At 63.2% G+C, this 26,354-nt stretch carries 26 protein-coding genes and 1 pseudogene; 8 read left to right on the top strand and 19 right to left on the bottom strand.

Features of this window, described 5'->3' with window-relative positions; genetic code table 11:
- Window positions 1-10: 10 nt before the first annotated feature.
- The 3 genes from purS to C483_RS14430 form a co-directional block, all read right to left on the bottom strand.
- Window positions 11-262: a phosphoribosylformylglycinamidine synthase subunit PurS gene (purS, locus tag C483_RS14440; protein ID WP_004215112.1), complete on the bottom strand. Its 252-nt coding sequence runs from the start codon at window positions 260-262 to the stop codon at window positions 11-13.
- Between the two features lie 99 nt (window positions 263-361).
- On the bottom strand, window positions 362-733 hold the full coding sequence (locus tag C483_RS14435; RefSeq protein ID WP_006654103.1) for a rhodanese-like domain-containing protein: 372 nt from the start codon (window positions 731-733) through the stop codon (window positions 362-364).
- Between the two features lie 24 nt (window positions 734-757).
- Entirely contained in the window at window positions 758-2,053 is a 1,296-nt protein-coding gene (locus C483_RS14430) for an FAD/NAD(P)-binding protein (protein ID WP_006654102.1), read from the bottom strand.
- 169 nt (window positions 2,054-2,222) lie between these two features.
- Between C483_RS14430 and C483_RS14425 the strand changes: the two genes are divergently transcribed.
- Entirely contained in the window at window positions 2,223-2,717 is a 495-nt protein-coding gene (locus C483_RS14425; RefSeq protein WP_006654101.1) for an SHOCT domain-containing protein, read from the top strand.
- Window positions 2,718-2,937: 220 nt separating this feature from the next.
- Here C483_RS14425 and C483_RS14420 read toward each other — a convergent pair.
- Together C483_RS14420 and tnpA are read right to left on the bottom strand one after the other, a co-directional pair.
- Window positions 2,938-4,368 (bottom strand): annotated as a pseudogene (locus tag C483_RS14420) (RNA-guided endonuclease InsQ/TnpB family protein).
- Window positions 4,365-4,796: an IS200/IS605 family transposase gene (tnpA, locus tag C483_RS14415; RefSeq protein WP_006654100.1), complete on the bottom strand. Its 432-nt coding sequence runs from the start codon at window positions 4,794-4,796 to the stop codon at window positions 4,365-4,367. The pseudogene C483_RS14420 and the gene tnpA overlap by 4 nt, the downstream one beginning before the upstream one ends.
- Window positions 4,797-4,875: 79 nt before the next feature.
- Here tnpA and C483_RS20520 point away from each other — a divergent pair, with 79 nt between their 5' ends.
- The 3 genes from C483_RS20520 (at window position 4,876) to C483_RS20515 (ending at window position 6,783) form a co-directional block, all read left to right on the top strand.
- Window positions 4,876-5,040, top strand: a complete 165-nt coding sequence (locus C483_RS20520; RefSeq protein WP_169331429.1) for a hypothetical protein — start codon at window positions 4,876-4,878, stop codon at window positions 5,038-5,040.
- A 409-nt stretch (window positions 5,041-5,449) separates the two neighbouring features.
- Window positions 5,450-6,400: a formyltetrahydrofolate deformylase gene (locus C483_RS14410; protein ID WP_006654099.1), complete on the top strand. Its 951-nt coding sequence runs from the start codon at window positions 5,450-5,452 to the stop codon at window positions 6,398-6,400.
- 209 nt (window positions 6,401-6,609) lie between these two features.
- Complete coding sequence (locus C483_RS20515) at window positions 6,610-6,783, top strand: DUF7556 family protein (protein WP_169331430.1); 174 nt, start codon at window positions 6,610-6,612, stop codon at window positions 6,781-6,783.
- A gap of 313 nt (window positions 6,784-7,096) precedes the next feature.
- Here the strand turns inward: C483_RS20515 and C483_RS14405 are convergent, their stop codons facing one another.
- A complete protein-coding gene (locus tag C483_RS14405) occupies window positions 7,097-7,300 on the bottom strand; it encodes a hypothetical protein (protein ID WP_006654097.1) in 204 nt (67 codons plus the stop codon).
- 147 nt (window positions 7,301-7,447) lie between these two features.
- Window positions 7,448-8,467, bottom strand: coding sequence for a phosphoribosylaminoimidazolesuccinocarboxamide synthase (locus C483_RS14400; RefSeq protein WP_006654096.1), 1,020 nt, complete (start codon window positions 8,465-8,467; stop codon window positions 7,448-7,450).
- Between the two features lie 236 nt (window positions 8,468-8,703).
- On the opposite strand from C483_RS14400, the gene C483_RS14395 reads away from it, so the two are divergent.
- Complete coding sequence (locus C483_RS14395) at window positions 8,704-11,331, top strand: methyl-accepting chemotaxis protein (protein WP_006654095.1); 2,628 nt, start codon at window positions 8,704-8,706, stop codon at window positions 11,329-11,331.
- A 26-nt stretch (window positions 11,332-11,357) separates the two neighbouring features.
- Here C483_RS14395 and C483_RS14390 read toward each other — a convergent pair whose 3' ends face one another.
- Window positions 11,358-12,620 carry an outer membrane protein assembly factor BamB family protein gene (locus C483_RS14390; protein ID WP_006654094.1) on the bottom strand — a complete coding sequence of 421 codons (1,263 nt, stop codon included), beginning with the start codon at window positions 12,618-12,620 and terminating at the stop codon, window positions 11,358-11,360.
- Window positions 12,621-12,734: 114 nt separating this feature from the next.
- Here C483_RS14390 and cofH point away from each other — a divergent pair, with 114 nt between their 5' ends.
- Both cofH and C483_RS14380 read left to right on the top strand, forming a co-directional pair.
- Window positions 12,735-14,114, top strand: coding sequence for a 7,8-didemethyl-8-hydroxy-5-deazariboflavin synthase subunit CofH (gene cofH / locus C483_RS14385; RefSeq protein ID WP_006654093.1), 1,380 nt, complete (start codon window positions 12,735-12,737; stop codon window positions 14,112-14,114).
- A 62-nt stretch (window positions 14,115-14,176) separates the two neighbouring features.
- On the top strand, window positions 14,177-14,545 hold the full coding sequence (locus C483_RS14380; protein WP_006654092.1) for a hypothetical protein: 369 nt from the start codon (window positions 14,177-14,179) through the stop codon (window positions 14,543-14,545).
- Between the two features lie 316 nt (window positions 14,546-14,861).
- On the opposite strand, the gene cofG is transcribed toward C483_RS14380, so the two are convergent.
- The 6 genes from cofG to C483_RS14350 form a co-directional block, all read right to left on the bottom strand.
- Window positions 14,862-16,037 carry a 7,8-didemethyl-8-hydroxy-5-deazariboflavin synthase subunit CofG gene (gene cofG, locus C483_RS14375; protein WP_006654091.1) on the bottom strand — a complete coding sequence of 392 codons (1,176 nt, stop codon included), beginning with the start codon at window positions 16,035-16,037 and terminating at the stop codon, window positions 14,862-14,864.
- 94 nt (window positions 16,038-16,131) lie between these two features.
- Window positions 16,132-17,271, bottom strand: coding sequence for an N-methyl-L-tryptophan oxidase (solA, locus tag C483_RS14370; protein WP_006654090.1), 1,140 nt, complete (start codon window positions 17,269-17,271; stop codon window positions 16,132-16,134).
- Window positions 17,272-17,382: 111 nt separating this feature from the next.
- Window positions 17,383-18,090 (bottom strand): 2-phospho-L-lactate guanylyltransferase, encoded by a 708-nt coding sequence (gene cofC, locus C483_RS14365; protein WP_049912733.1) that lies wholly within the window; start codon window positions 18,088-18,090, stop codon window positions 17,383-17,385.
- A 197-nt stretch (window positions 18,091-18,287) separates the two neighbouring features.
- Entirely contained in the window at window positions 18,288-19,466 is a 1,179-nt protein-coding gene (locus C483_RS14360) for a tubulin/FtsZ family protein (protein ID WP_006654088.1), read from the bottom strand.
- A gap of 207 nt (window positions 19,467-19,673) precedes the next feature.
- The gene (locus C483_RS14355; protein WP_006654087.1) at window positions 19,674-20,603 is read right to left on the bottom strand and encodes a complex I NDUFA9 subunit family protein; all 930 of its coding nucleotides are present in this window, start codon (window positions 20,601-20,603) and stop codon (window positions 19,674-19,676) included.
- Window positions 20,604-20,685: 82 nt separating this feature from the next.
- Window positions 20,686-21,390, bottom strand: a complete 705-nt coding sequence (locus C483_RS14350; protein WP_241431518.1) for a hypothetical protein — start codon at window positions 21,388-21,390, stop codon at window positions 20,686-20,688.
- A gap of 200 nt (window positions 21,391-21,590) precedes the next feature.
- Between C483_RS14350 and tmk the strand changes: the two genes are divergently transcribed.
- A complete protein-coding gene (tmk, locus tag C483_RS14345) occupies window positions 21,591-22,211 on the top strand; it encodes a dTMP kinase (protein ID WP_006654085.1) in 621 nt (206 codons plus the stop codon).
- Window positions 22,212-22,309: 98 nt separating this feature from the next.
- Here the strand turns inward: tmk and C483_RS14340 are convergent, their stop codons facing one another.
- From C483_RS14340 to C483_RS14320, 5 genes are all read right to left on the bottom strand, one after another.
- Window positions 22,310-22,552: an Lrp/AsnC family transcriptional regulator gene (locus C483_RS14340; protein ID WP_049912731.1), complete on the bottom strand. Its 243-nt coding sequence runs from the start codon at window positions 22,550-22,552 to the stop codon at window positions 22,310-22,312.
- 125 nt (window positions 22,553-22,677) lie between these two features.
- Complete coding sequence (locus C483_RS14335) at window positions 22,678-23,859, bottom strand: NAD(P)/FAD-dependent oxidoreductase (protein WP_006654083.1); 1,182 nt, start codon at window positions 23,857-23,859, stop codon at window positions 22,678-22,680.
- The gene (locus C483_RS14330) at window positions 23,856-24,620 is read right to left on the bottom strand and encodes a creatininase family protein (RefSeq protein WP_006654082.1); all 765 of its coding nucleotides are present in this window, start codon (window positions 24,618-24,620) and stop codon (window positions 23,856-23,858) included. Before C483_RS14330 ends, C483_RS14335 begins: the two co-directional genes overlap by 4 nt.
- Window positions 24,621-24,687: 67 nt before the next feature.
- Window positions 24,688-25,473 carry a DUF7388 family protein gene (locus C483_RS14325; protein WP_006654081.1) on the bottom strand — a complete coding sequence of 262 codons (786 nt, stop codon included), beginning with the start codon at window positions 25,471-25,473 and terminating at the stop codon, window positions 24,688-24,690.
- A gap of 283 nt (window positions 25,474-25,756) precedes the next feature.
- Window positions 25,757-26,353, bottom strand: a complete 597-nt coding sequence (locus C483_RS14320; RefSeq protein ID WP_006654080.1) for an NUDIX hydrolase — start codon at window positions 26,351-26,353, stop codon at window positions 25,757-25,759.
- Window position 26,354: the final 1 nt, after the last annotated feature.

The raw sequence follows: 26,354 nt of genomic DNA, 5'->3' as shown, positions 1-26,354 counted from the left end.
AAACGGTCATCTACCGTTCGTCGACCTCCACGTCGTAGTCGTGGATGGTCGGATTCGCGAGCAGCCGTTCTGCCATCTCGTCTGCACGCTCGCGCGCGGCTTCACTCGAGTCCGCCTCGAGATCGATCTCGAAGCGGTCGGCCGAGCGCAGCGAGTCGAGTTCGAAGCCGAGGCGTTCGAGGGCCTGTTTCGTGGTTTCGGCCTCGGGATCGAGGACGCCGTGTTTGAGTCGAACCGTCACCGTCGCGGTGTAGGCGGTCATCACCTGAAACCCCGCAACCGTGCTCAAAAACGCTTTCGGCTTTGGTTCGTGATGCACATTCGTGCATAGCGTCCGTTGGAGAGGCAGCCGACGGGAGAGTCACGGAAGCGCGCGCCGGACGAACGAGGTGAGTCGATACCCGAACGACCCGTTCTGATAGCCGCTCCAGCGTCGCATCCCACCGGCGAGCGTGACTGCCTCGTAGCCCTCCTCCTCGAGTGCGGCGGTCGCCTTCCGTGCGACGATGCCAGCTTTGCAGACCGTGACGACGGTCTCATCTGCTGGAATCTGTGACAGCGACTGGCGGAGTTCGGTGTCGTCTCCGCGGCGCAGGTCGTTGTAGACAGGGACGTTCTGACTGCCCTCAATGTGGCTGCGCTGGTACGATTTTCGGGGGCGGATGTCGAGGACGTACGGCGCTGCCCCGTTTGACAGGTGTTCATCCAGCTCCGACGGGTTAATCTTGCTCATAGAACACAATACTGATCAGACGTACTAAACGGTGTGGGTCGCAGTGTCCATGCGCTCCCCGTCGCTGGCGGTCTCGGCAGCCACCGGTACCGACGCGGTCAACCGGTCGGCCGCCCGTCGGGCACCGGCGATGTTCGCTGCGAACGGGCCGACGGTTCCCGCCGCTAACGCACCGGTGACGAACAGTGCGGATTCAGTGCCGTCAGTTCGTATCCAGGCGAGTGTCTCGTCGTCGAGGACCGGGACGCCGCGGTGGCCGCACTCGAGTTCGAACGCCTGTGCAAGCCGGTCGACGAAGGGGTGATCGAACACCGGTTCGAAGCCGGTCGCCAGCACGACGCGGTCACCGGTGAGACAGCCACCATCGGCCAGCAGCAGCCGCACGCGTCCCTCGACCGTCCGAGCGGAGCGAACCGTTCCCTGTCGGCGTCGCAGCGAGCCCGCATCGACGGCCGACTCGAGTTGGTCGGCTACCGTTGGCGGGATCGTCCCGTCGTTTCGTGCTGCCTGGATCGTGTCGTATCGCGCCTTCGACCCCGGTGGATGGCGATGGAGGTGGCGCTCGATGTAGTTCCAGTTGATCCAGTGTGGGTCGGCTTCGATGGCGGCCGTCTCGAGGTCGTGTCGCGAGAGGAGTGTGGTATCGGCGCTCTCGGCGGTCCTGGAAGCAGGTTCACCATCGTGCTCAGCGAGACAGCGTGCGAGTTGGGCTGCGGTGATGCCACCGCCAACTACGATCGTCTCTTGGTCCTCGCTTCTGGCCCGGATGGGGTCGAAGTCGTCGTCCCAGACGTGCGATATCGACTCGACACCGTCGGCCCACGCCGGTCGCCGATAGCGGTCGCCGGGACCGATCGCGAGGACACAGGTTCGGGTGCGAATCGAACTGGTTCGGTCCGCCCGATCAGTGGTTTCGACGACGAGAGGGCCGCTCGAGCCGTCGCGGCGGATCGACGTGACCGTCGCCTGTTGGTGGCGGGTGTCGAGAGCCGCCCGATCGATGACGAACGCGGCATAGTCGAGGAAGAGCGACAGTGACGGGCGACGTGGATAGCTCGGCCGCGGCAGGAGTTCGTCTTCCCGGTCGCGCGCCTCTGCGAAACTCTCCAGACCGAACGGATCGGTCCCAACGTGGTGGACGAACGTCGATCGCAGTGCCTCCATATCGCAGGCGCGAGCCTTCTGTCGGAACGACTCGAGTAGCTGCTCGTGTGGATCGACGATACAGAGATCGTCGTCCGTGAGATCTGTGTCCTGGAGGAGTCGCTGGCAGCAGTAGGTGCCGTGGATACCGCCACCGACGATGACGCACTTGTACATCAGCACCTGCTACGCCAGATTATTATTTTAAACTACTGTGTTAATAACTGCTGCTATGGATGGGGGTGGAGTTGGTATCCAGCCACCGGGAAACTGCATCACAACCAGCGGTGGACGGAACTGTCACACGAACGGTGGGATTTTACTGTTGTATTCCGAACAGGATGGTATGAGCGAAGCGCAGGCTACGGGTCGGTCGTCACAGATAGCAGTTGCTTTCCTTCTCGTTGCACTGCTTGCGGCGTTCGTCGCGCTCGTCGTGATCGACTCGTCGGTCGCAGTCATTCTCGGGATTATGGTGCTCGTCTTTGGTGGTGACTTGCTCCGCGATCTCATCTCGGCGCTCACTCCACCTGCGCCCACACCCGAGTCGGGCACCGCTGTTGACGTAGAGGCCCACGCCTCCGACGAACCCGAAGACGCACTGGAGCGGCTCCGGGTCAGGTACGCCGACGGTGACCTCTCCGATGCGGAGTTCGAACGACGACTCGAGTTACTGCTCGAAACTGGTTCTCTCGGCGACGCTGAGCGATACCTCGCTGGCGACAGCGCGGATGAGGAGTTCGGGACCGACAGTAGACATGAACGTGTCCGCGGACGCAGTGGTAGCCGTTCGAACACCAAGGGGCACTCGAGTTCCGACTTCGAGCGGTCGACCGAGTGAAGAGGAAGCGTAGACGGCGGTCTTTTGCCGTGCGTGTTCGATGTGGCTGTGGTCGCGTCCGGTAGGCCCCTGGCTCACAGCAGAGTTAACAAAATATAGGTGGTAGATAATAACTACTATTACATAGGGCAGGTAGTTATTAATTGATGGCCGACGATTCGATACCCTTGACATCCTCCCCGCGCTAAAGCGCGAGGATTCCTCCGTTGGGGGGGTTCGGCTACCGACCCACGGAGGCAACTTGCGGGTTTGTGCGCACTTCTTTGGGACTTTCGTGAGGGTGTGGTTTCCCCGACCAGTCGTGGTCGTCCCACTCGAATCGCACGGGCCGTGCCATCGGCCTGACTTCCGTATCGCTGTTTTCTCGAAGGAACGTCTCTGACGCTGTGAGGTCGGCGTGTCCCTCGAATCCGCATGAACACGTCAGCGTATCTTCGTGGCGAACCGTCTCCTCGTGGTCGCCACACTCAGGACATGTCTGACTCGTCCACGCTTCCGACTCGGCTTCGAGGCTGATACCGTATTCTTCACAGACGCACGCGAGACGGTGGATGAACTTCTTGAACGCCCAGAAGTTGTGCGTCTTCTCGTTCACCCTGACCGACCAGTGCGTTTCAAGCACGTCGGTCAAGTCGCCCACGTACACTGTCGCCACGCCCTCGTCGTACAGCCGTTCAACGAGGTCGCGCACCAGCGCGTTCTGTGCGTGGTCACGGCGTTTCGTCCGCTGTCGGTACAGCCGTCGAATCCGCTTGGAACTGTAGCGTCCCTCTCGGAGTCGTCCGGAAGACTCCGTCTTCCGTGACTGAGCGGAGCGAAGCTCCGCGACGTCCGCGAAACCGGAGGTTTCGCTTGATTCCGAGAGACTGCGTCTCTCGGGCAATTTCGACTGTAGGCGGGCGATTTCGTCTGTTGTTTCGCGGAACCGTCCGAACAATTCCCGCCCATCGTAGAGGTACTGGTTCCCAGTGGTCGTGGAACAGGCGACGAGATTGTTCGCGCCAACGTCGAGGGCGGCTTCTTCCGAAGCCAGTGGTGAATCCAGTCGAGAATCAGGTACGGTGACAGGTTGGAAAGCCCTGAACGTGTCGCTCATTTCGTCGTACTCAAGTTCCAGACGACCCTGTTTGCCGTCCCACTTCGGGTTGCCTCGGACTTCGAGGCGGAGTCGTTCGTGGTAGCCGAGTCCGTATTCGTCTTTCAGTTCTTGCCCGACAGGAATTTCCAGACGGCTACGCTTCCCCCACTCAATCGTGTACTGGTTGCATCGGATGTAGGTGCGGAGTTCGCGTCCTTCCTCCTCGTTGTCGAGGCGAATCTACGATTCGCCGACCATTGGAGAGCTTCGCTCTCCAAGACCCCAGTACGACGGTGGGTTGGCGTCCTCGCCTTTCTCTTTGAGAGCGAAGAACGACCGCCACGCTTCGCTGTTCTTGCGCGTGACCTGTTGGACCGTCGCGCTTCCGACGACACCGTTGTACTGTCCACGGTATTCGGAAGTGTCCCACACGTCGCCGTCACCGAAGTAGTTCTGACGGCGTTCGTAGGTGAGTTCGTTCCACAGGGAGGCAGAGGCGTCGAGTAGCCGCAGAAGGCACTCTTTGTCGTTCTCGGTCTGTGGAACCACTTCGAAGGTGTTGACGCGCTTCATGCGTCTTCACCCTCTTGTTCAGCGATGTACTGTTCGACAGCGCCCTTTGAGGCGCTTCCTGCTGTCCCAACGTAGTACGAACGAGTCCACTTCACGCGGTTGTCGTACCGCTGATTGTATTTCCGCGCCGAGATGCCCTTGACCCAGTTGACGATGAGGGACGGGGCGTTCTTGGGTGGACTCCCGATGAACAGGTGTACGTGGTCGGTCATGACCTCGGCCTCGGCCAGTTCGAGGTCTTTGTCTTCACAGATTTCCGCGAAGATGGTTTCGAGACGTTCCTTCGTCTTCCCCGTCAGGTGCGAACGCCGATACTGAGCGGAGCCCTGTTCCGCGAGGTCAGCGGAATCTTCGATTCCGCCAGATTTCGGCACGAACACTATGTGGTAGTAGAGTTCGTATTTCGCGTGACGGGTACTCTTTACCATCTTTGTACACTATCATGGTCGGGTGGCTTAAAGACTGCGTTGGAACCCCGCCTATGCCATCGACGGTGGTTGAATACTGTTGGTCGGCTTCATCCCCGTCCTCGAAAAGCTTCGCTTTTCGGTTGTGGTTCGAGACGCGGAGCGTCTCGTCATCACGAGAGACGTACGTCTCTCGAACGACAGCGAGAGCTTTGCTCTCGCCATGCCCCTCAAGGGCGAGGCTTTCGCCTCGTATTTCCCGTAAAAACCGCCGTCAGCGACACGCACCGATACGACGCACTCGCCGAACTCGCCGCCAGTGACGACCGAACCGCTCTCGGCGTCATCGTCCGCACCGACGGCCTCCGGGGCGAGTTCCGCCGGCAGGCACTCGAGTACCTGGCCGATTGTGACGCGACGACCGAACTCGAGTCGCTCGCCGAGGAGACGACGATCGAGCGGTCGTTGCGTCGGCGAGCGGCTGCGTTGGCGTAGATGCTGTTGCGGTTGCTGCTGCTGAGAGTGCCGCGACCGGACAGCGGTGGTATCGATTCACTCGCAGTGACGCCGCGGAAAGCAGGACTTTTAGCCGCGCATAGACTGAGGTGCGTACTGATACTGATGCTACCGCAGATGTTGATGCCCCGACGAACGCTCGAGCGGAGGTGGCCACGATGACGACAGACGTGACTGAAATTACGGTGATCGGAGACGACGACACGGGGCTCGTCGCCCGGGTGACGAGCCTCCTGTTCGAGCGCGGGATCAACATCGAAGACCTCGATCAGGCGGTTCGCGACGGCGTCTTCCGGATGTACCTCGCCGTCGATACCTCGGAGATGGTCTGTACCGAGGAGACGCTCCGCGAGGATCTGCACGAACTCGGCGAGGACCTCGGCCTCGACGTGCAGGTTCGATTCCCCGCCGATCGGGAGACCCAGCAGATTGCCGTCCTCGGAACGAAAGAGAGCCACTGTCTCGAGGCGCTGTTCGAGGCCTGGGCGAACGACGAACTCGGTGCCGACATCGGCGTCGTCATCGGCAACCATGACGACCTCCAGCCGCTGGCCGAACACTACGGCGTCCCGTTCCACGATATCGGTGACGAGAAGGGCCAACAGAACGAAGAGCGCCTGCTCGAAGTCCTCGCGGAGTACGACGCCGACCTCATCGTCCTCGCCCGCTACATGCGCATCCTGAGTCCGAACGTCGTCTTCCGCTACGAGGACCGCATCATCAACATCCACCCGTCACTGCTGCCGTCGTTCCCCGGTGCCGAGGCCTACCGACAGGCCGTCGAGGAGGGCGTTCGCGTCGCCGGCGTCACTGCCCACTACGTGACCACGGACCTCGATCAGGGGCCGATCATCACCCAGCGCGCGTTCGACGTGCCGGACGACGCCGACGTCGACGACATGAAACGCCGGGGCCAGCCACTCGAGGCGGACGCGCTCCTCGAGGCGGTCAAGCTCCACCTCAACGGCGACGTCTCCGTCCATCGCGGCCGAACCACAGTTCGGGAAAACGGCACCGGCTACCAGCTCGGCCTCCCCACGGAAATCGACGAGGTGACGCCCGACCGGCCGGTCGACGGTATTGGAAGCGTCGTCGCAGACGACGGCTAACATCCGACGCCTTCTGCCTCCGTACTCGAGTCCCAGCAGGTGAACGGACGCGGTTTGCTGGGTCGCGTGTCACTGGCACGGACGTCACTGTTTCAGAACCGAGTGAATTAGTTCTCAATTGTCGCACGATTGTCGCACATCGTTTCCGAACGAGTAGTTATTGGCTCCTATCCGAAACGTTCATCACTCGTACGGAGAGATATGCAAACATGCCTCCCAGAACGGAGCCGCTCGATCGGCAGATGGGAACTGACTCCGACGTGGTCGCCGCGATTGACGAAATCGACGGCGAGACGCAGTTCATCGTCGCCGATATCGCTCGTGACGACGCGTGGCTCTCGGCGACACCGGCGAGCGCCGCCGAACTCGAGCAGTGGCGATAATCCGTTGGGAACCGATTGTGTCGACGCGGCGCGGTCGTGCTGTTAATACTGGAGCCGATTGGCGGTTTTCACGCCACTGCTCCCGCTCGTCCTGGTCGACAGTGACGCCTTCGAACAACGGCTGTAGCTCTCCGTCCAACTGTGCAGTCAGGTTCTCTCGCTCCTATGGGGCGACTCGAAGAACGAGGGCACGCACCGCTGGTTCGAGAGCAGTACGAGCCGGGTGATCGGTAGACCAGGGTGGCCACTCTCAGCTCTGGAGCCAAGACGAACCGAGAAATCAGCGAGAGACGACCGAGTCGGCGATCGTGTATTAGTCGGCTTCGTTGGTGTTCGTCTCGAGTGCAGGGCCACCATGCGGGGCGGTTTCCGGCGAGTCACCGGAGACGACCGGGGCGAGTGCGAGGAATACCATCGCGGCGACGAAGACGGCGAGCATTACGCTCGCGACGATAGTGATACCGTACGTTGGGTCGAACGGGGCGATACTTGATGCGACGCTCGTGGCAAACGTCATGTGCGCTCAGTAACTCCTCGTTACTCGGCGCATATGAGGATTACTGTCTGCATCGAGTTGGGAATCGAACCAGTTCGGGTGACCGTCGGTGCACAACAAAGCAGCTCCGCAACGTGCGTCTGGGAACGGTCTGAAACGTGGCTGTGCTTACAGGCGCTGAACAGCACCGATCGCCGACGAGAGCGGCGGCGCGTCGAACAGTTCCTGGCCGGTGTAGGCGTTGGCCCCCGCACAGTACATGTTCCGGGCAGTAGTTAGCACGTCCTCGTCGAGCGACTGTGGATCACGATCACAGAGCGACTTCCAGTTCGCGACGTTCTCCTGTTTCGCCTCGGCCTTCGCGGCCTTGACGGCCTGCACCCATTCTGGCTGGGTGCGCTTATGGTGCTGGCGCAGCACTTCCTTCGAGAGCTGGGTCCCCTCGTAGCTAAAGCGGTTCTCATCGAAGGTGCCGACGACGTCCGCGACACGGATCTCACCGTCGTAGTAGAGACACTCGATCTTCCCGTCCTGGTGATCCAGCCCGGCCGACTCGGCCTGTTCGGTGATGATCTGATTGACTTCACGGGCGAGATCCGCGAGCGCGTCGATGTCGGCACGGCCGGCGATCGCATCCGCTTCCTCCCGATCGAGGTAGCGGTCTCCCTCCTCGTACTTCGTGGAGAACTCGATGATCGGTTCGTCAAGATCGACTGCCCCCTCCGGCCAGCTATCGAAGTCGAGTCCGTGGTCTTCAGGCTCGGTTCGGCTGCGCAGACTCGACCCGATCGGCACCTCGTTGCGGAAAATGATCTCGAGTGGGATCAGATAATTGTGGCCGGCAACCTCGTGGTAGTGGTCGTAATCGTAGTCTCGGCCCTCGTTTGGCAGGTCTGGCACCTGTGTGAGGTCGATTGCCATCTGCCAGGGTGGGCGAGAGGCGTCCGCGAGTCGGATGACCTCACCACCCTCGATGACGCCGCGGTAGTGGGTCGCGACGCCTTCGGACTCGAGTAGCTCGAAGTTGTACGCGCCCATGGTACAGAGGCTTGCGCCCTTTTCGGCGATCTGGTCGGGCATCTTCCCCCAGTCGAAGACAGAGTAGTCGTCAGTGAAGACGAAGAGGCCGCGACCGAGGTCGGTTTCGGTCGCTTCCTCGTCGATCTGGAACTCCTTGACGCTCGTCACGTTCGCCACCTCACGCTAGTACGGAACCGGTCACCGTCGTCCATACCTCAGATGCCGCGGGCGTGGGTCAAGAAGGTTTCAGTATCGGTTGGCCAGGGAAAGTTCCCAGTCCCGGACTGTTCACTCGTGGCGGAATCCTGAACGCTGAACCCGGATCCTGCGTGTCATCGACTCATGGGACTGTCACGCATGATGGGCCACAAGCACTTTTCCGTGGTAGCGGCCACGTTCAGGAAATGAAATCAGTGCGGACGGAGAACCTATCGGAACCGATTGTGAATCTGATCCCGGATCGGATTCGTCGGAGCTACATCGCGAAGTTCAGCGTGGTCGTCCTTGCGGTCTTCTTCCTGACTGTCGCCGTTGCCGTCTTCTTCCACGCCGGCATCTCCAACGAGATGACCACCGACGTCATGTCGGACATCGAGCAGTCGGCTGACGACCAGGCGGCAGAGGTCAGCACCTGGATCGGACAGAACGAACAGCAGGTCCGGATGCTCTCTGAATACCCTACCATCGTCGGCGGTGATGACGACGACATCTCGGCCGTACTCGAGTCCGAACTCGAGCACGCCTCGGACGACGTCCACTCGGTGAGTTACGTCGAAGGCGATACGATTCAACAGAGTACGGACGAGAGCGCCGTCGGTACGGATCTGACGACGCTCGATCTGGAGACGAACGTGCGACAGGAGCGACGCAGCGGCGGGAGCAGTATTTCTGAACTCAGCTACGAACGGCTGGTCGACCAGGAGTTCGACTCGAGCTATACGGACACGTACGAGCAAGATGGCGTGCCCGTCATCTCCTTTTTGAGTCCAGTTGAGAAGTCGAGCGACGCGGCGGGCGAGGACGGCGCGCACGCGGACGACACGACACGACTCGTGATGATCACCGCCGAAGTCTCCGTGCTCGCAAACGGCTTCTCGACGCCGGTCGATGGAGGCTACACGCAGGCGATCGATTCGGAGGGCGGTGTCGTTCTCGCACCGGATGAGACGGCGATGTTTTCGGAGTATCGCGACGGAGAAGGCGAGGCGATCATCACCGAGATTACGACCTACCGGGCCGGCGTCACCGAGGACGACGAGTACGACGAAGTCATCGGGTACGCACAGATTCCGAACACCGACTGGGCGCTCGTCACACACGCACCGGCGTCTGAGGCCTACGATGTCGCCGACACCGTTGCGAACTCGCTGATCATCCTCATCGCAATCGCGTTGAGCGGCTTCCTCGTCATCGGGGCGACCATCGGCCGCTCGACCGCGAACGCACTCGAGGACCTGGACGAACGAGCCACCGCCCTATCGAACGGCGACACCGACGTTACGGTCAGCGACAACGGCCGGATCGACGAAGTCGGTCGCGTCAGGAACTCGTTCGAGGATATTCGCCAGTACCTCGAGACGGCGGCCGCGCAGTCGACCGCCGTCGCCGACCAGGAGTTCGACGACCCAGTACTCGAGACGGACGTGCCCGGCGAACTGGGCGACTCACTCGAAACGATGCACCACGATCTGGAGGCGTACATCGAGGATATCGAGGACTCCCGCGCGGCAGCCGAGGCATCCAAGGAGGAGGCTGCCGAGGCCCAGCGTCAGGCCGAGGAGATGGCCGACCGACTCGAGCAGAAGGCAGTCGAGTTCGGCAGCGTCATGACCGCAGCAGCGGACGGCGACTTCACACAGCGCCTCGACGAGGAGGTGGACAACGAGGCGCTCGCAGAGATCGCAACCTCGTTCAACGAGATGTTAGACCAACTCGAGTGGACGATCGTCGACATTCAGGAGTTGGCCGAGGAGGTTGACGACGTGAGCGCGGACGTGACCACTCGCGTCGAGGAAATCGAACGCGCGAGCGGCGAGGTGAGTCGCTCCTCCGAAGAGATCGCAACTGCCGCAGCAGACCAGAGCGAGCGCTTCCAGGAGGTCTACGGCGAGATGAACGACCTCTCGGCGACGGTCGAGGAAATCGCCTCGACGGCCGACGACGTTGCGAGCGTCTCCAATCAGGCCGCAGAGAGCGCAACGGAGGCGAGCGAGGCGACCGACGAGATCCAATCGGAGATGGCTGAACTCGAGCGCCGCGCCGACGCGATCACCGAGCAGGTCGAACAGCTCGACGCCGAGATGGGTGAGATCAGCGAGATCGTCGACCTGATCGACGACATCGCGGGCCAGACGAACCTACTCGCGCTAAACGCCTCCATCGAGGCCGCAGCGGCCGGCAACGAGGGCGACGGCTTCGCGGTCGTCGCGGACGAAGTCAAGTCCCTCGCGGAGGAGACCGGAGAGGCGACCCAGGAGGTCGACGAGCGGATTACGAGCGTAAAGCAGTCCGTCGAGGAGACGGTGACGGAGATCGAGCGGATGCGTGATCGCGTCGAGGAGGGCAGTGATGTCGTCGAGGACGGTATCGAAGCCATCGGCGAGATTACCGAGCAGGTAGAGACGGCAAACGACAGCATTCAGTCGATCAACGACGCGACCGACGAGCAGGCCCGCGCGAGCGAGCGCGTCGTGACGATGGTCGACGAGGCGACCGAGATCAGTGGGGAGACGCGCGACGAGACCGAAACCGTCGCCGCCGCGGCAGAGGAGCAGGCCGCGACCGTCTCGGAGGTCACTGCGGGTGCGCAGTCGCTCACTGAGATGGCCGACGAGTTACGCGGGTCGCTGGCCGTCTTCGAGGTGGATGCTGGCGCTGCGGATACCGCAGCCCCTGACGCTTCTGGTGGCGACGACTCTCCGTCTGAAATGGGGCAAGCGGAGCAAACAGGGAAACCGGAGCAAACGGAGCAAGCAGAACAGCTCCTCACGTACGACGACCCGACCGACACAATCGACACGAGTGAGGACTGAGCGTCTGACTCGGGCTTCAGGACCGCTTACCTGTCCGACGGTCGCCGATATCGGGACGTGCTGTACAGGCTGCCGCTCGTGACGATCTGCCGCCGCGTTACGGCGAGTCCGTTGAGTCGGTCGTTGGAGGGATCGAGTCCACAACGGTCGTCGGACCAACCATCCGCAAGCAGGAACTTGCGGTGAACCGACCCCGTCTCCCGGTCGAGTTCGGCGTAGACGCCGCGCTGGTCGAGGACGGCAACACGGTCAGTTACCGTCTCGAGTGCGGCGACCCGCACATCGCCCTCGTATCGCCACTGTTCAGTGAGGTCCCCACCCGCATCGTACGCAGTGACGCCACCGCTACGGTCACCGACAAACAGCGCGTCCTCGTCTCTGTACACTGCGCGGACAACTGCTCCGTCGTCGCTCTCGTGTGCGCGTTCCTCGTTGGGGTCGTATTCTGCGTTTGTCCGGGCAGTCCGGGCAGTGTATCGTCCCGTTATTTCGCCGGTCGCCGGCGCGAGCGTGAGTAGCGTCCCGTCCTCACGCGGGACCAGCACTCCACCGGCGAGCAGGGTCAGTGTAGTGGACCAGTCGACACTCCCATCCAGATCGGTCTCCCACCGTTCTTCGCCGGTCTCGGGATCGATCCCGATTGCAGTTCCGTTCTGTGTGACGACCACGATCGTCCCGCCCACCACCGCGAGACCGCTCGACACGGTGCCGGTGATGGGAACCGACCACTCGAGTTCCCCCTCGGCTGCCGACACGCCGAGCACGTAGTTCGAAGTCGAGCCTTCGAAGGCGTCCGCGTCGGGCTGGGTGGTCGAGATGACGACGAGGCCGTCGTGTTCGACCGCCACTGCACTCATGTGTCCGATTTGTTCGTTGCCGGCGTCGAACGTCCACTCGACGCGCCCGGTCTCGCGCTCGAGTGCGAACAGCCTGTTCGCGCCGGTCGAGACGAAGACGTGGTCGTCGGTCGGCTTCGGAATGCCGAACCCGCCGCCGAGTTCGCGTCGAAGGACCCACTTCGGCTCGCCGGTGGACTCGAGTGCGAGCAGTCGAAACGGTCGCTCTCCGGAGCTCATTCTGGTGATTCCGAAGCCGGCACCGATGAAGAGCGTTCTATCGTCCAGAACTGGCGGCGACCAGACGTTGGGGTCCGCCGTGAACTCGTGTGTCGACTCGAGTTGGTCCGGACAGTCCACCCCTCGTTGCTGTGAGAGCCAGTAGCCCCCACCTGCGAGTGCTGCGCCCGTCCCAATCGCGCCGAGGAGTCGCCGTCGGCTGCGGGAGACCATGTGCCGTTGTCCGTTCAGTTCGTTGAATAGTTTGTGAAACAGAACTAGTACGATACCGCCAACATACCCTGCGTTCCACCACGTTTTTCTCACTGTGCCGGCATTGATACGCCGATGGAGCGTCCGGTAACCGAGGCGGATCTGGCGTTCGAGCACGTTCCCGAAACCGACCAGTCGTTCGAGAACGCGCTTGCGAAGGCACGAGCGGGCGAGCGACTCACCGTCGACGACGCGATCGAGTTGCTTACCACAGGGTCGGACAGCGACGGAATCGACCGGACGCGAAAGGAGCAGGTACTCGAGGCGGCCGATAGACGCCGGGCGGAGGTCGTCGGCGAGGAGGTTACCTTCGTCGCGAACCTGAACAACAACGTGACGACGGCCTGTAACGTGGGCTGTCTGTTCTGCAACTTCAAAGACGCCGCGCACACGTTCGAACGCGGCGCGGACGTCGAGACGGCGGGCTTTACGAAGACACCCGCGGAGTCGCGCGAGGCCGTCGCCGGTGCCGTCGACCGCGGCATCTACGAGGTGACTTCTGTCTCTGGGCTCCACCCCGCGTTCGCGCTCGACGAGGAGCACCTCGAGATTCTCGACGCGCACCCGAATCCGAAGGAGGTCAACTACAAGCCGCCCGAGCGCTACGCGACCGATCCCGGCACCTACGCCGAACAGCTCTCGGCGATGAGCGTCGACGACGTCCACGTCCACTCGATGACGCCGGAGGAGGGGTACCACGCCCGCCGCGGCACCGACTGGTCCTACGAGGAGGTCTACAGCCGACTCGCGGACGCCGGTCTCGACACTGTTCCAGGCACGGCCGCCGAAATCCTCGTCGACGAGGTGCGAGACGTGATCTGTCCGGGAAAGATCACGACGGACGGCTGGCTCGAGGCGATGGAGGCCGCCGCGAACGTTGGGCTCGGCCTCACGGCGACGATTATGTACGGCCACGTCGAGAACGAGGCCCACCGCGCGATGCACTTGAAACGCGTTCGGGACCTGCAAGAGCGTGTCGACGGCGCGATCACGGAGTTCGTCCCGCTCTCGTTTATTCACCAGAACACACCGCTGTTCGAACACGACGTGGTTGCTGGCGGCGCGAGCATTGACGAGGACGAACTCATGATCGCCGTTTCGCGGCTCTTTCTGGACAACGTCGAGCACATTCAGTCTTCCTGGGTCAAGTACGGCGATGAGCAGGGGCTGAAGATGCTTTCCTGTGGGGCTGACGACTTCATGGGGACGATTCTCTCCGAGGAAATCACCAAGCGCGCCGGCGGCGGCTACGGCGAGTTCCGCTCGGTCGGCGAGTACGTGGAGATGATCTCCTCGATCGGCCGCGTGCCGGTCGAACGCTCGACGGACTACGAGATACGCCGCGTGATCGACCCCGAGCACGAGACGCCACCGTTCGGCCCCGAACTCGGCCCGAAGGCGGACGGAACGCCGCTGCTCACGACCGACGAACGCCGTGTCTCGGCAGACGACTGAGCTGCTGACCTGTAGCGGCCCTCCCAGATGGCTTTTTGACCATGTCTCCCGTCTCGGCGAGTATGAACCACCTCGTTCCGACTGACGACGGCGACAGCGACGATACCTGGCGACTCCCCCAGCACGCCCACATCGTCGTCTACGAGCGTGAGCAGGGTGCTGGCAGTGAGTCATCCGTCGCTGCCGAGAACGATAGTGATAGTGGCAGTGCCAGTGATCGTGTCAACGACAGTGACACCGACAGCCGCGGCCTCCTCACAATCTACGACTGCGGTGCCGCCCAGCAACCGCCGAGTGCACAACTTCTGGGGACACTCGAGTCCGTCGACGCGAGCGCGGTCGTCGAGTCCCAGCCGACAGGCCGGATCGTGAAACTTCGCGAGGAAGCAGTACTCGAGTGCGACCGGACGGATCGGTACCGGATTGTCTGATTGGAGGCCGATTTGTTCGATGTAGGGATGATTTCAATTATAGTACTGACCGAGTTTTAGTCAGGAGCGGAGTTTCAGAACTGGAAAACCGCCAGCGGGGTCTTTTATACCAGCGTTCCCAGTCACTGATATCCGGCAGGTAGACGGGCTGACGACCGTTGTGGTGGCGGGTCGCTGGCTGTGTCTCCTGTCGGATAGAAGCCCTCTCTCTTCGGTGTCCAGTACCGCCCAGCTGTCGGTCACCGCTTGGCACGCAGCCTCCCCCTGTACTCTCCTCGCACCAGCCACGCCAGCCGTCCAGCGTCCCCTCGTTCAGTTACGGCGACGAGTTCGTCGGCGTCGAGTCCAAGCCGATCGGTGCCGTTCCGTCGAGAACCGCCCGGTACCGCTCGCCAGCGGCGTCGGCTGCCGTCAGCGCCGCTCGAATCCGTGGTGAGATCCACTCCCCATTCGCTGCGGGCGTCCCGTCGAACGTCTCGGTTCGCAACTCGCTCTCGAGGAACCGCTGGTACACCGGCAGCCGCTCGCGAAGTGGCAGTCCCGCCTCGCTCGCGATGGACTCGAGTTCCCGGAGCGCAGGCCAGCTGTAGTCTGGGTTGATGTGGTCGTCCGTCACGGGTGAAACGCCGCCGAGGTCGTCGACGCCGCAGTCGACGAGGTCGCCAGCGGCGGTCAGGTTCGGTGGGACTTGCACCGAGACTTCCTCGGGGAGGGCGGCTCGCGCCATCGCCGTTACGCGGCGCATGGTTTCCAGATCGGGCGAGCCGTCGGTCCAGCGTTCGTTGTTCGTCACGGGCTGGACGATCACCTCCTGAATGTGGTCGTACCGGTCGTGGAGTTCGCGGATGGCGAGCAAGCTCTCCGCGCGGTCGTGCCAGTCCTCGCCGATGCCGACGAGAATGCCGGTCGTAAACGCCACGTCGAGTTCGCCCGCGTTCTGGAGCGTACGAAGGCGCTGGCCGGGTTCCTTCCGGCGCGGCCCCGCGTGAGCGTCGACCTCGGCCGTCGTCTCGAGCATGACGCCCATGCTGGCGTTGACGTCGGCGACGGTTGCCATCTGCTCGCGCGTCTGATCGCCGGGATTGGCGTGTGGAAGCAGCCCCGTCTCGAGTGCGACCTCGCAGGCGGCCCGCAGGTAGTCGTGGATGGAGTCGTAGCCCCACTCTGCGAGCTGGTCGTGAATCTCGGTGTAGCGGTCGTCGGGGTCGTCGCCGAAGGTGAAGAGGGCTTCCGTACAGCCGGCGTCCGCGCCGCGCTCGCAGATATCCCGAACCTCCTCGAGTGAGAGCAGAGAGGCCTGTCCGGGGGCATCGAAGTAGGTGCAGTAGGTGCAGGTGTAGCGACAGGCGGTCGTCAGCGGGACGAAGACGTTTCGCGCGAACGTGAGTTCGGACGGCGAGTCGACGTCGTCGGGTTCGACCGACAGCAGGTCCTCGACTGCGTGCTCATCGATCGACAGCTCGACGCCGTACTCGCTCGCGCCGGGAATCATCGTTTCGACATGAGGTGGGCGAGTGGTAAAGGATTTCACTTCGGATGGCGGTGCAGGCATTGTGCGCCCGCGTTAGTCCTGCTCCAATCTCGATTCAGCGTCGACCGTCCAGTCGATGTACGCCGATCGGAAGATCCGTATCGCCCTCGGTGACGAAATCCGCAAGCACGTCGCCGATTGCGCTGACGAACTTGAAGCCGTGGCCGGTAAAGCCCGCAGCGAACGAGACGTGTGGATACTCGGGGTGCGTATCGAGGTAGAAGTGGCCGTCTGTCGAGGTCGTGACGAGACAGGTCGCCATTCCCATCGTCCGATCGCTGCCCGCATCGCCCGCGAAGTGACCGTCCGGAAGCTGGCGCAGGAGGTGTTCGTCCTGCATCGTCGGCTCGTTCTGCCAGTCGTTCGGATCGACGACCTCCGTCACGTCTGGACTGCGGCCGAACTTGAACCCCGGCCGCTCGGCCGTCGGGAAACCGTAGAAGTTGCCCTCGGGTACGTCGACGCTGAACACCGGGAACCGGTCCGGGCTGAAATTCGCCGGCTCCTCCGGCTGGAGCCAGATCATCACCCGCCGCTGTGGCGAGAGGTGATTCTGCAGTACATCGAGCTGTTTCGCCGCCCAGGCCCCGGTCGTGATCACGAGGTTGTCCGCTTCGTACGTGTTCCGATCAGTTCGTACCGTCACACCCGACTCGCGCGGCTCCCAGTTTCGCACGCGCTCGCGAGCGCGAACGACACCGCCGTGTTCGTGGGCCTGATTCACGTTCGTCGTGATCACCCGTTCGCAGGACAGAAACCCGCCATCTGGCTGGTAGACCGCCCGATGGCCCTCGGGCAACTCGAAGGCCGGAAACCGCTCTCCCAGCTCCGCACTGGTCAACAGTTCGTGGTCGACCTCGTTCGTCCGGACGGACTCGAGTGCATCCGCCACTAGCTCCCCATCTTCCGGGCCGGCGTGGACCGAGCCGGTGGTCGTCAGCAGGTCGGTACCCGACTCGGACTCGAGTTCGCGCCAGCGCTCGTGTGCGTGCTGGGCGAGGGGAACGTACGACGGGTGTTCCGGCTGTGTCAGTCGGAAGATTCGCGTTTCACCGTGCGAGGAACCGCGCGTGTGCGGAATGTCGTACTGCTCGAGCCCAAGGACGTCGACGCCCCGTTTCGCGAGCGTATAGACGGCTGCACTGCCCATGCCTCCGACGCCGATCACGATGGCATCGTACGATGTCTGTGTCACTCTCTCACGTGATGTGTGCGAGAGCAAAAGTCTTCACGTCGGATCGGTTCTTGCAGGCCTGATCGTGGGCTGTTCGGGGAGGCCATACACACCAACACAACAAACTCGCAATCAGGGGTCGGACTCGGTTCGAACGACCGTGACCCGCCCGTCCGTCGTCTCGAGTTCGAATCCTAGCTCCCGGAGCCGTGTTGCGGTCCGACTCTGGTTCCCGTCTTCCCGGCCGTGAATCAGCACTTCGACCAAATCTGCCGGCTCGTCTATGTCGGTTCCGAGCCGGAACGAGTCGACGGACTCGAGTGGCGCACCAATCTCAGTCGCGTGCTCGCGGTGGTCGACGTACGACGCGCCGTGATAGTCGACACGGAAGTCGGGATGGCGAACGACGAGGGCGTTCGTCCCGCCGCCGCGGCCGGGCGCGATAGCGACACCGTCGGCAGCGCCGGCATCGAACACGGTTGACAGCGCGGCTGGCGTCGCGAGCGCGAGGTCTGCCATTACGATCGCGACCGGCTCTTCGGCGGCCTCGAGGTAGGCGTTGACCGCAGCCGTCAGCGGCCGGTCGTCGACCGTGACCGGAATCTCACGCAGGGACTCGAGTGCGGGCGAAACTGACGCGTGCTGGTCGTCGCTCGAAAACAGGGATTCGACTGTGAGCGGCGACGTCGAGAGCACGGTCGGAACGTGGCCGGTTGCCACAACTGCGCTGAGGACGTCCGCGAGCATCGCTCGTGCGAGTGTCGTTCGCTCTGTGGGGGCAAGTACGCCGCTGAGGCGCGTTTTCGGCGTGTCGGCGGCGAACGGGACGACGACGTGCATCTGCTCGACGTAGTCAACGGGTGTGGAAAAACACGTCGAACTCTCGGATCGGGCCGGATGCAGTCCCACTTCGTGCCCCCCGACACGAAAGTCTGGTATCGGCCCGTCCGGGAGTCCGCAGGTCGTCTTCTTGCGTTGGTTCGCGTCGGTTTCGCTTCGTCCGAGCGAGTGATGTGGTGTGGTGTGACGTCGAGTCGCTAGAACAGCGGCTCGAGTTCGTCCTCGTCGTCCTCGACGAGTTCCTCTAGGTTCTCCTCGCTCTCGGCCTGAATGTCGTCCATGTTGTCCTGCGCTTCGATCGCAACCTGCTGGAGTCGCTTGATGCGCGGGACGTTGGTGACACCCGAGAGTAGGATTGCTGCGGCGACTTCCGGCTTCTCGCGCGGGTAGTCACCGCCGCGGACTTCCATGCTGCCGGTTTCCTCTTCGAGCCACTTGCGGCCGCGTTCGATGCCTTTCCGGTTCAGGTACTCCGAGGGGCCACCGAGGACGAGCAGCGCGCGCTCGGTGCCTTCGATCTCACACGGGAGTGTGAGACGGCCGAGTGCGGCCTTCCGAACGAGGCTCGTGATGCGGTTGGTCGTGTTTGCGGCGTCGAGATCGTCGTCACCGCTGCCGTCGCCGGTAAAGCGAGAGAGCAACCCGCCGCCGGTGTTGAGGTCGACTTCTTCGCTCGCAAAGCCGACAGTGGAGACGCCGCCGCCGGAGAGTGTGTTGATGATCTCCGAGGAGTCGACGACGCTCTCTGCGACCTCTTGGTCCCCACTCACCTCACCGGCACCGAAGAGGAGTCCGAATCGTCGGACGATCTCCTCGTTGATCTGCTCGTAGCCGCCCTCTACGGACTCGCCGGTCTGTCGCCAAGAGTCGTTGTCGAAGACGAGGAGGTTGTCGACTTCGCGGACGAACGTCTGGAACGATCGTGCCGCGTTGAGGGTGTAGATACCACCTTCGTCCGTCCCAGGGAGAACACCAAGACCGTAGACGGGGATCGTGTAGATTCGCTGGAGGTGCTTCGCGAGAACCGGGGCTCCACCGGACCCGGTTCCGCCGCCCATTCCGGCGACGACCAGGAACGCGTCGACCTCGTGCGTCGGGATCGCGTCGATCGCGTTCTGTACCTCGTCGATATCTTCCTCGGCGATTTCCGCGCCGAGCTCGTTGTCTGCTCCGACACCGTGGCCCTTGACCCGGGCCTGACCGATGAGAACGCGATTGTCCTGTGGAATCCGTTCAAGACCCATCAGATCCGCCTTCGCAGAGTTCACAGCGATCGCCGCACGGACGATACCGCTGTTAGTCCGATCGTCGTAATCGAGGAATCGATCGACGATTTTGCCACCGGCCTGTCCAAATCCGATCATCGCCAGCTTCATACTTTGTCAGGGGGCTCCGTTGAATTGGACCAGAGCGATTAGGACTATAAGTCTTTCTATGAAGTGAATTTCTTGCATAATTCTATATCACCATAAATCGATAGACGGAGTCGGGATTGAAGAAATAATTATACTATATTCAACATCTAGCAGTTGGCTATTTGACTATTAGTGAACGTCATACGATGGCAGCCGACAGCCTCGGCGCTATGCAAGCGGGCGACCCTCTTCACGGGGCTCTCCCGACCGAACGCCGAGATACGCACCGAGTGTCAACAGGTCGTCTGGCTCGACCCCGAACGCTGTCACGTCGTTCTCCGCGACCGTGTTATCGAACTCGAGTGACTCCCCTTGCTCGGTGCCAAAGGGAATCAACGGCAGTGGGTCGGCGACCGCCAGTCCGAGCTTCGTCAACGCCATCGGAATCGGCAGGATCGTCACCGAGCGGCCCTCGGCCTCGTAGACGAGTTCGGTCGCGTCGGCCAGGGTGACGATCTGTGAGCCACCGATCTCGTACGTCTGCCCGACGTGGGTGTCGTCCTCGAGTACGTCGGCGAGCATGGGGGCGAAGTCACCGACCCAGATCGGCTGGAAACGCGTCTCGCCGCCGCCGGGGAGCCCGGTCAGGTAGGGAGTAGTTAGCTGCTTGGTGAACTCGAGGAACTCCGCGCCGTCGCCGAAGACGATGCTCGGGCGGACGATGGTCCAGCCGAGGGCGGCCTCGCGGACGATTTCTTCGGCGCGGCCCTTGGCGCGGATGTAGGGCGTCGGCCCGTCGGGGTCAGCGCCGAGCGCACTGATCTGGAGGAATCGCTCGACGTCACCGTCTTCGGCGGCACGAACGAGATTTTCGGTGCCGCCGAGATGGACGGTCTCGTGATCCGTCCCGCTTGGCGGCTGGTAGAGCGGCGAGAGCGAGACGAAGTTGACGACAGCGTCGTGGCTGGCGACGGTGTCGACGATCGTATCGTAGTCGCTCACGTCGCCGCTGGCCAGGTCGACCTCGTCGGGGAGGGTGGCCGCGTCCTCACTCGTTGGGTTTCGAGAGAGTGAGGTTACCTCGTGGCCGCGTTCGGCGAGTTCGGTGCAGCAGTGGGAACCGATAAAACCGGTGCCGCCGGCGACGAGGACCTTCATAGCTGATCTATGGGCGCGATTCCTCAAATAAGTAGTTGCCGCGGACAGTGCGATCGGCGTGCCACCACCGTCAGCGGTGGGGTCACGTCTCTGCCATCGTGGCCTCTGCGTACCGAAACAGGAGCGAAATCTGCCGGACGAGCAGTGCGATCCCCAGACAGATGAGTGGCAGAACGAGCCACCAGTAGGACGCAATTCCGGCGACCAGGAGGAGATACGGCCAGAGGCCAACGCTCACGCCGATGGCTGCGGCGGCGAAAAGACCGGACTCGAGTGTCTGCGCGTCTCGGTGTTTGTACCCGACCAGCGCAAGGAGTCCAGCAAAGACGGTGACCAGTGCGAACGTGAGGTAACTGATCGCCGTCGCCCCCAGCGCTGGCGGGAAATGCTGCTGTGTCTCCACGACGTACAGCTCATCGTCCTGTTCGACCACGGTGTACGTGCCCCCGTCAACCAGCGGTGGGTCGCTAACCGCATCACAAACGAGCATCGCGTCCTGACAGACCGCGACATCGGCTTCCTGCCATCCGGACACACCGCCTCTCTCCTCAGGCGGGCGATCAGTTGCGTCGTCGAAGACGCGCTGTGCACTCGGTGAGAGGGAGTCGACGTGTCTCGCATTGTCCGTCTCGAGTTCCTGGTTCTCGAGTACGTCGTCGAACGCATCCGTCGATTCGTGTGCGACCGCATACTCCGGTGCGAGCGGTTCATACGGGCTAAGATAGAATCCAACGCTGCCGGCGCTGACCAGTACGAATAGTGGAATTATTCCTGCGATCGCTACCACAGTATGGCGCTTCACCATCTTCTATTGTATACTGGACATTATTTATTTTTACTATGCGAGGAGAATGTATTTGATCCGATTTTAGCTACTCAGACTGAAGCCCGACAGCGCTGTTGGACACCTGCTAAATCGATTACCCGAACCGACGACGGATTCTCGACAGATTGTAATACTTCACCCGACGACGTGCGAGCAGATCCATGGCCACGCTCGTCACGCTCGAGGGACTCGACGGCAGCGGCAAAACCACCGTCTGGGAGGCCCTGCAAGACACCTACCCCGAGGCCGTCTTCACCCGCGAACCCACCAACGACTCCTGGTACGGCGACGCCGTCTACCGCTCTATCGAAGACGACGACGCCGACTCGCTCGCCGAACTCTTCCTCTACACCGCCGACCACGCCGACCACCTCTCGCGCAAAATCGAACCCGCCCTCGAGCGCGGCGACCTTGTCATCTCCGACCGCTACGCCGACTCCCGCTACGCCTATCAGGGCGCGACACTCGCAGAAACCGGACGGATTGCGGAGCCACTCGAGTACGTCGTCGACATCCACGAACCGTTCTCGATCGAGCCTGATCTGACGATCTACCTCGATCTGGACCCGGAGACGGCTGCGCGACGTGCGGGATCGACGAACAAGTTCGAGCACGCTGCATATCTCGAATCCGTCCGCGAGAACTACGAACTGCTGGCCGAGCGCTACGCGGACCGATTCGTTCGGGTCGATGCGACGCAATCTCCCGAGTCGGTGCTCGCGGAGGTCCGATCTGTGCTGGAGGGTGCACTCGAGGAGCAGTCGGCTGGCGCGGACTCGTAGCTGGGGTGCTGTGTTGCTGACCCACTGTATCGTCGTCCCGCCGCAGCGAGCACGATGCGCTGTGAACGGGTCTCGAAAAGGCAGATCCGTTGTAGTGGTCAGTCGCCGTTCTGGTCCATCGCGATGTAGGTCTTCGTGTCGGTCACGCCCTCGAGACCTTGAATATCCGAGGAGACGGCCTTGAGCACGTCGTACACTTCGGGGGCATCGATCTCGACGATGATGTCGTAGTTCCCCGCGACGATGTGAGCGCCCGCGACGGACTCGATGTCAGTAATCTGTGAGAGGAGCCCCTCCGACTTGCCGGCGGCCGTCTTGACCATGATAAACGCGTGAACCATCGTTCGCAGGTGTGGTACTCCACCACACGACTAAAACGTTTGCCCGCCTGTCGCGGTAGGAGCAAAAAACATGGTGTGGCGAAAACCCGCGTGCAGCCGTTCATATTGGCTGTACGCACCGCTGATCAGTCGTCCGTAACGCCCATCCCTTCGACGACGTCGAACTCCTCGTCGCCGTCGAAGCGGGTCGGATCGAAGGCGTCGATGCCCTCGCCGCCGAGAATCTGGTCGGCGATCCGCTGACCGATCGCCGGCGCGCGCATGAAGCCGTGGCCCTGGAATCCAGTTGCAACGTACAGCCCTTCCTCTAGCTGGCCGACCAGCGGATCTCGATCCGGTGTCGCCGTACACAGTCCGGCCCAGGCGCGTTCGAGGTCGATATCGGCGGCGTCGGGGAGCCGGTGGCGCACGCGCTCGAGCAGGTCGTCGGCGAAGCCGTCGTTCGCCGCCCGGTCGTACTCGTCCGGGTCGGCCTCCCACTCCTCGGTGCCGTTGCCGGCGAGCAGCCCCTCGGGATGCGGCCGGAGATAGAAGCCGCCGGTCGCGTCGTAACACATCGGCTCCGGGTGGTCACAGCTTGCGACGAGCGCCTGGACGCGGTAGGGTTTGAGTGCGATGGAGATGCCGGCGTCCGCGAGCAGGCGCTTCGTGTGCGCGCCGGCAGTGACGAGCACGGCGTCGTACGTCTCCGTCGTGCCATCGTCGCGGACGATCCGTGCCGGATCAATCTCGAGGCTCACCGGCGTCTCCGTCTCGAGTGTCGCGCCCGCGCCGGTCGCCGCCGCGGCGAGGCAGGCGGTGTACTGGCCGGGATCGGTGTAGCCCGCGCCGCCCGCGACGCCCGCGACGGCGACGTCGTCGGTCCGCAGGGCCGGGAATCGCTCCGCGAGTTCGTCGGCGGTCATCTCGAGTGCGACGACGCCCTGTGCGTGCATGCGCTCGAGTTGGCCGCGGATCGCGTCGGCGCGTCGGTCGTCGCCCTCGCGGGCGAGCCAGACGTAGGGACACTCGGTGAACGGGAACGTCTCGTCGCCCGAGAGCGCGCGGAAGCGTTCGATCGCGTCGCTCGCGATTTCGGCGTCGATCGGCCCGGCGAAGGCGTCATAACAGACGCCAGCCGCGCGGCCGCTCGACTCGTTCGCGACGGTGCCGCGCTCGTACAGCGTTACGTCGGCTCCCTGTCGAGCCAGGTCGTACGCTGCGGTCGCGCCAACGGCTCCCGCGCCGACGACGGCGACGGCGTGGCCGGCACCCTGCTCGACAAAGGCGTCGGCACCGACCGCGAGTTCGGGTGCGTCCTCGCTCATTTGTGCGCACGCGCCCAGCAGTCCTCGAGTGGCTGTGCTGCGAGCCAGTCGAGCAGCGCGTCGAGCTGGTCGGCACCGGCTTCGAACAGCGCTTCCCCCTTTTCGGGGTCGGCCTGGGTCGGCCTGCCGACCGCGCCGCTTTCGGAGAAGTCGATCGTGTCGAACCCGAGCGCTGCGCCGTGGACCGACTCGCCCCAGGACTCGCTCGCGCCGGCTTCGGCGGCCTCGAGTTCGTCGGGCTGGACGAGGTCTTCGCGGATGTGCCAGAGGAGGCTCGACTCCATCGCGTCGGCGTGGCCGCCGTCTTCGTCGAACAGGTCGGCGGCGACGTCCTCGACGCTGTCCCACCAGTTCCACGGCGGGGCGAAGGCTGTTTCCTCGTCGCGAAGCGTTCTGGCAGCACGCCGGAGCGCACCGCTGTTGCCGCCGTGGCCGTTGACGACGACGGCCTTGCGGACACCGTGCCCGGCGAGACTCGCGATCGTCTCCTCGACGTACTGCTCGAACGTCTCCGCGGAGACGTATAGCGTGCCGTCGAACTGGCGGTGGTGGACGCTGACGCCGACGGGGATCGTCGGAAGGACGACAGTGTCGTCGCGGTCGGCAGCGGAGCGGGCGAACGCCTGCGCGGCCATGTGGTCCATGCCGAGCGGGAGCGCCGGGCCGTGCTGTTCGGTGCTTCCAGTCGGGACAACGGCAACCTCGGCCGCCTCGAGGTCGGCGGCGGCGTCGGTCGTGGTTCGCTCTGCGAGCAGTGTCATGCGCACTGCTGGTTGCCGGAGTGACTTATATCGTCGGGCGTTCCGTGCGAAGAAACAGCCGCCGCTCCTACTCGAGGAACGGCACGATATCGCGCGCCGGGTAGCCGACCACGCTGGTCCCGCCAGCCTCGCGCAGCGCGTCAGTCTGCTCGCGAACGTCGGCCTCCGTGCCGACGAGCGCGTAGTCGTTCGCGGCGGCGAGCAACACCTCTCGTGCGCGACCCGTCGCCTGTGAATCCGTCTGCTCGTCGCCGTCTTCCGGCAGCGCCGAGGCGACCGGCCGCCGCCGGGCGACGTAGTCACCAACGGCATCGAGAATCACGTTTTCGTCGTCCGAAAGAACCGTCGGCGCGTAGACGGCGATGTCGCCGTCGAAACCGGCCGCGCGCAGGGCACGTAGCTCCCGTTGCGTCGACCGCGAGAGGAGGTCGTACTGGGTCGCGCCCGTCGCCATCGCGATGCGCTCGACGCTCTCGGTACCGACCCAGGAATCTGGGGCGGACTCGAGTGCAGCCCCGAGTCGTGGTGCGACGGCGCGACTGCGTTCGTCGTCGGTCAGGTAGGCGGGGTGGCCGGCGACGAGGATGCGGTCGACCGCGGCCGGCAGGTCGGAGGCGAGCGAGTCGTCGCCGAGCGGGTCGAAGCCGTCGGCTCTGACCGGGGTCGTCAGCAAGACCTGTGTGTCGGCTGCGAGGTCCTCAATCGTTTCCCGGTCGGGGACGTGTTCGCGGCCTTCGTAGTCGATCGCGATAGTGTCGGCCGGGATGGCCGTTGCTCGCCCAATATCACACTCGGCTGGTTTGAGCGCGATGGCATCCAGGCCGGCACGCGAGACGGTACTTGTGGTCAACATTGGCGACCACCTCGGAGTGAGGTGTCGATACTGATGGGAGTAATTGTGAGTGTCTGACTGCTGGTGGTTCGAGACGAAGCGGACGCTCCGTGTGAACGGTGCAACTGAACAGAAACAGGTCGACGGCGGTTCCGTGGGTTACTGTCGCGGGAGCTACTGCGGGTGGAACTACTGGTGCCCGTGCGGAACTCGATCCATCGTCTGTGCGACCATACACCCGTTGTGAGCGGGGCGCGCAAAAAGGTGACGTTCCCTGCGGTTCTTTCGGCGGGGGAACGGAGACCTAGCCTCGCGTGCGGTCGTCCGAAACCGGAGCCTCGAACTCGGTTGCTAACTCGAGTAGCTGGACGAGAATCCGGCCCGTCGCGCCCCAGACGGTGGAGCCGTCGACGTGGAAGTAGTGGACGACGATGTCGCCGTAGTAGGGATGCTCTCGTTGTTCGTACTCGTAGTTCTCGGGGTCGAGTAGCCCGGAGAGCGGAAGGACGACGATTTCGGCGACCTCGCTGGCCTGCCGGTCGTACTCCTGGTCGGGGACGCGCGCGACGAACGGCGTGACGGCGTACTCACTGATCGTGCGGATGTCGTCGAGTTGGCCGACGATTTCCGCTTCCTCGGGGTCGAGACCGATCTCCTCGTTGGCCTCTCGGAGCGCGGTATCGAGGATGGTGTCGTCGACCGACTCCGCACCGCCGCCGGGGAAGCTCATCTGCCCGGGGTGCTCGCCGAGGTGGTCCGCACGGCGAGTGAACAGCAGGTGATCCTCACCGTCTCGGTCGATGACCGGCGCGAGCACCGCGGCGTCGAACCGCTGGTCGTCGATCCCGGTGGGTTCGTGTGCCACCACCGGATCGAGGTCGAAGGTGGGTCGCCGACTCATC

The sequence above is a fragment of the Natrialba hulunbeirensis JCM 10989 genome (genome assembly GCF_000337575.1).
GTDB classification, from domain to species: domain Archaea; phylum Halobacteriota; class Halobacteria; order Halobacteriales; family Natrialbaceae; genus Natrialba; species Natrialba hulunbeirensis.
The sequence above is the reverse complement of the archived record's forward strand: the minus strand, read 5'-3'. Positions and strand labels throughout refer to the sequence as shown.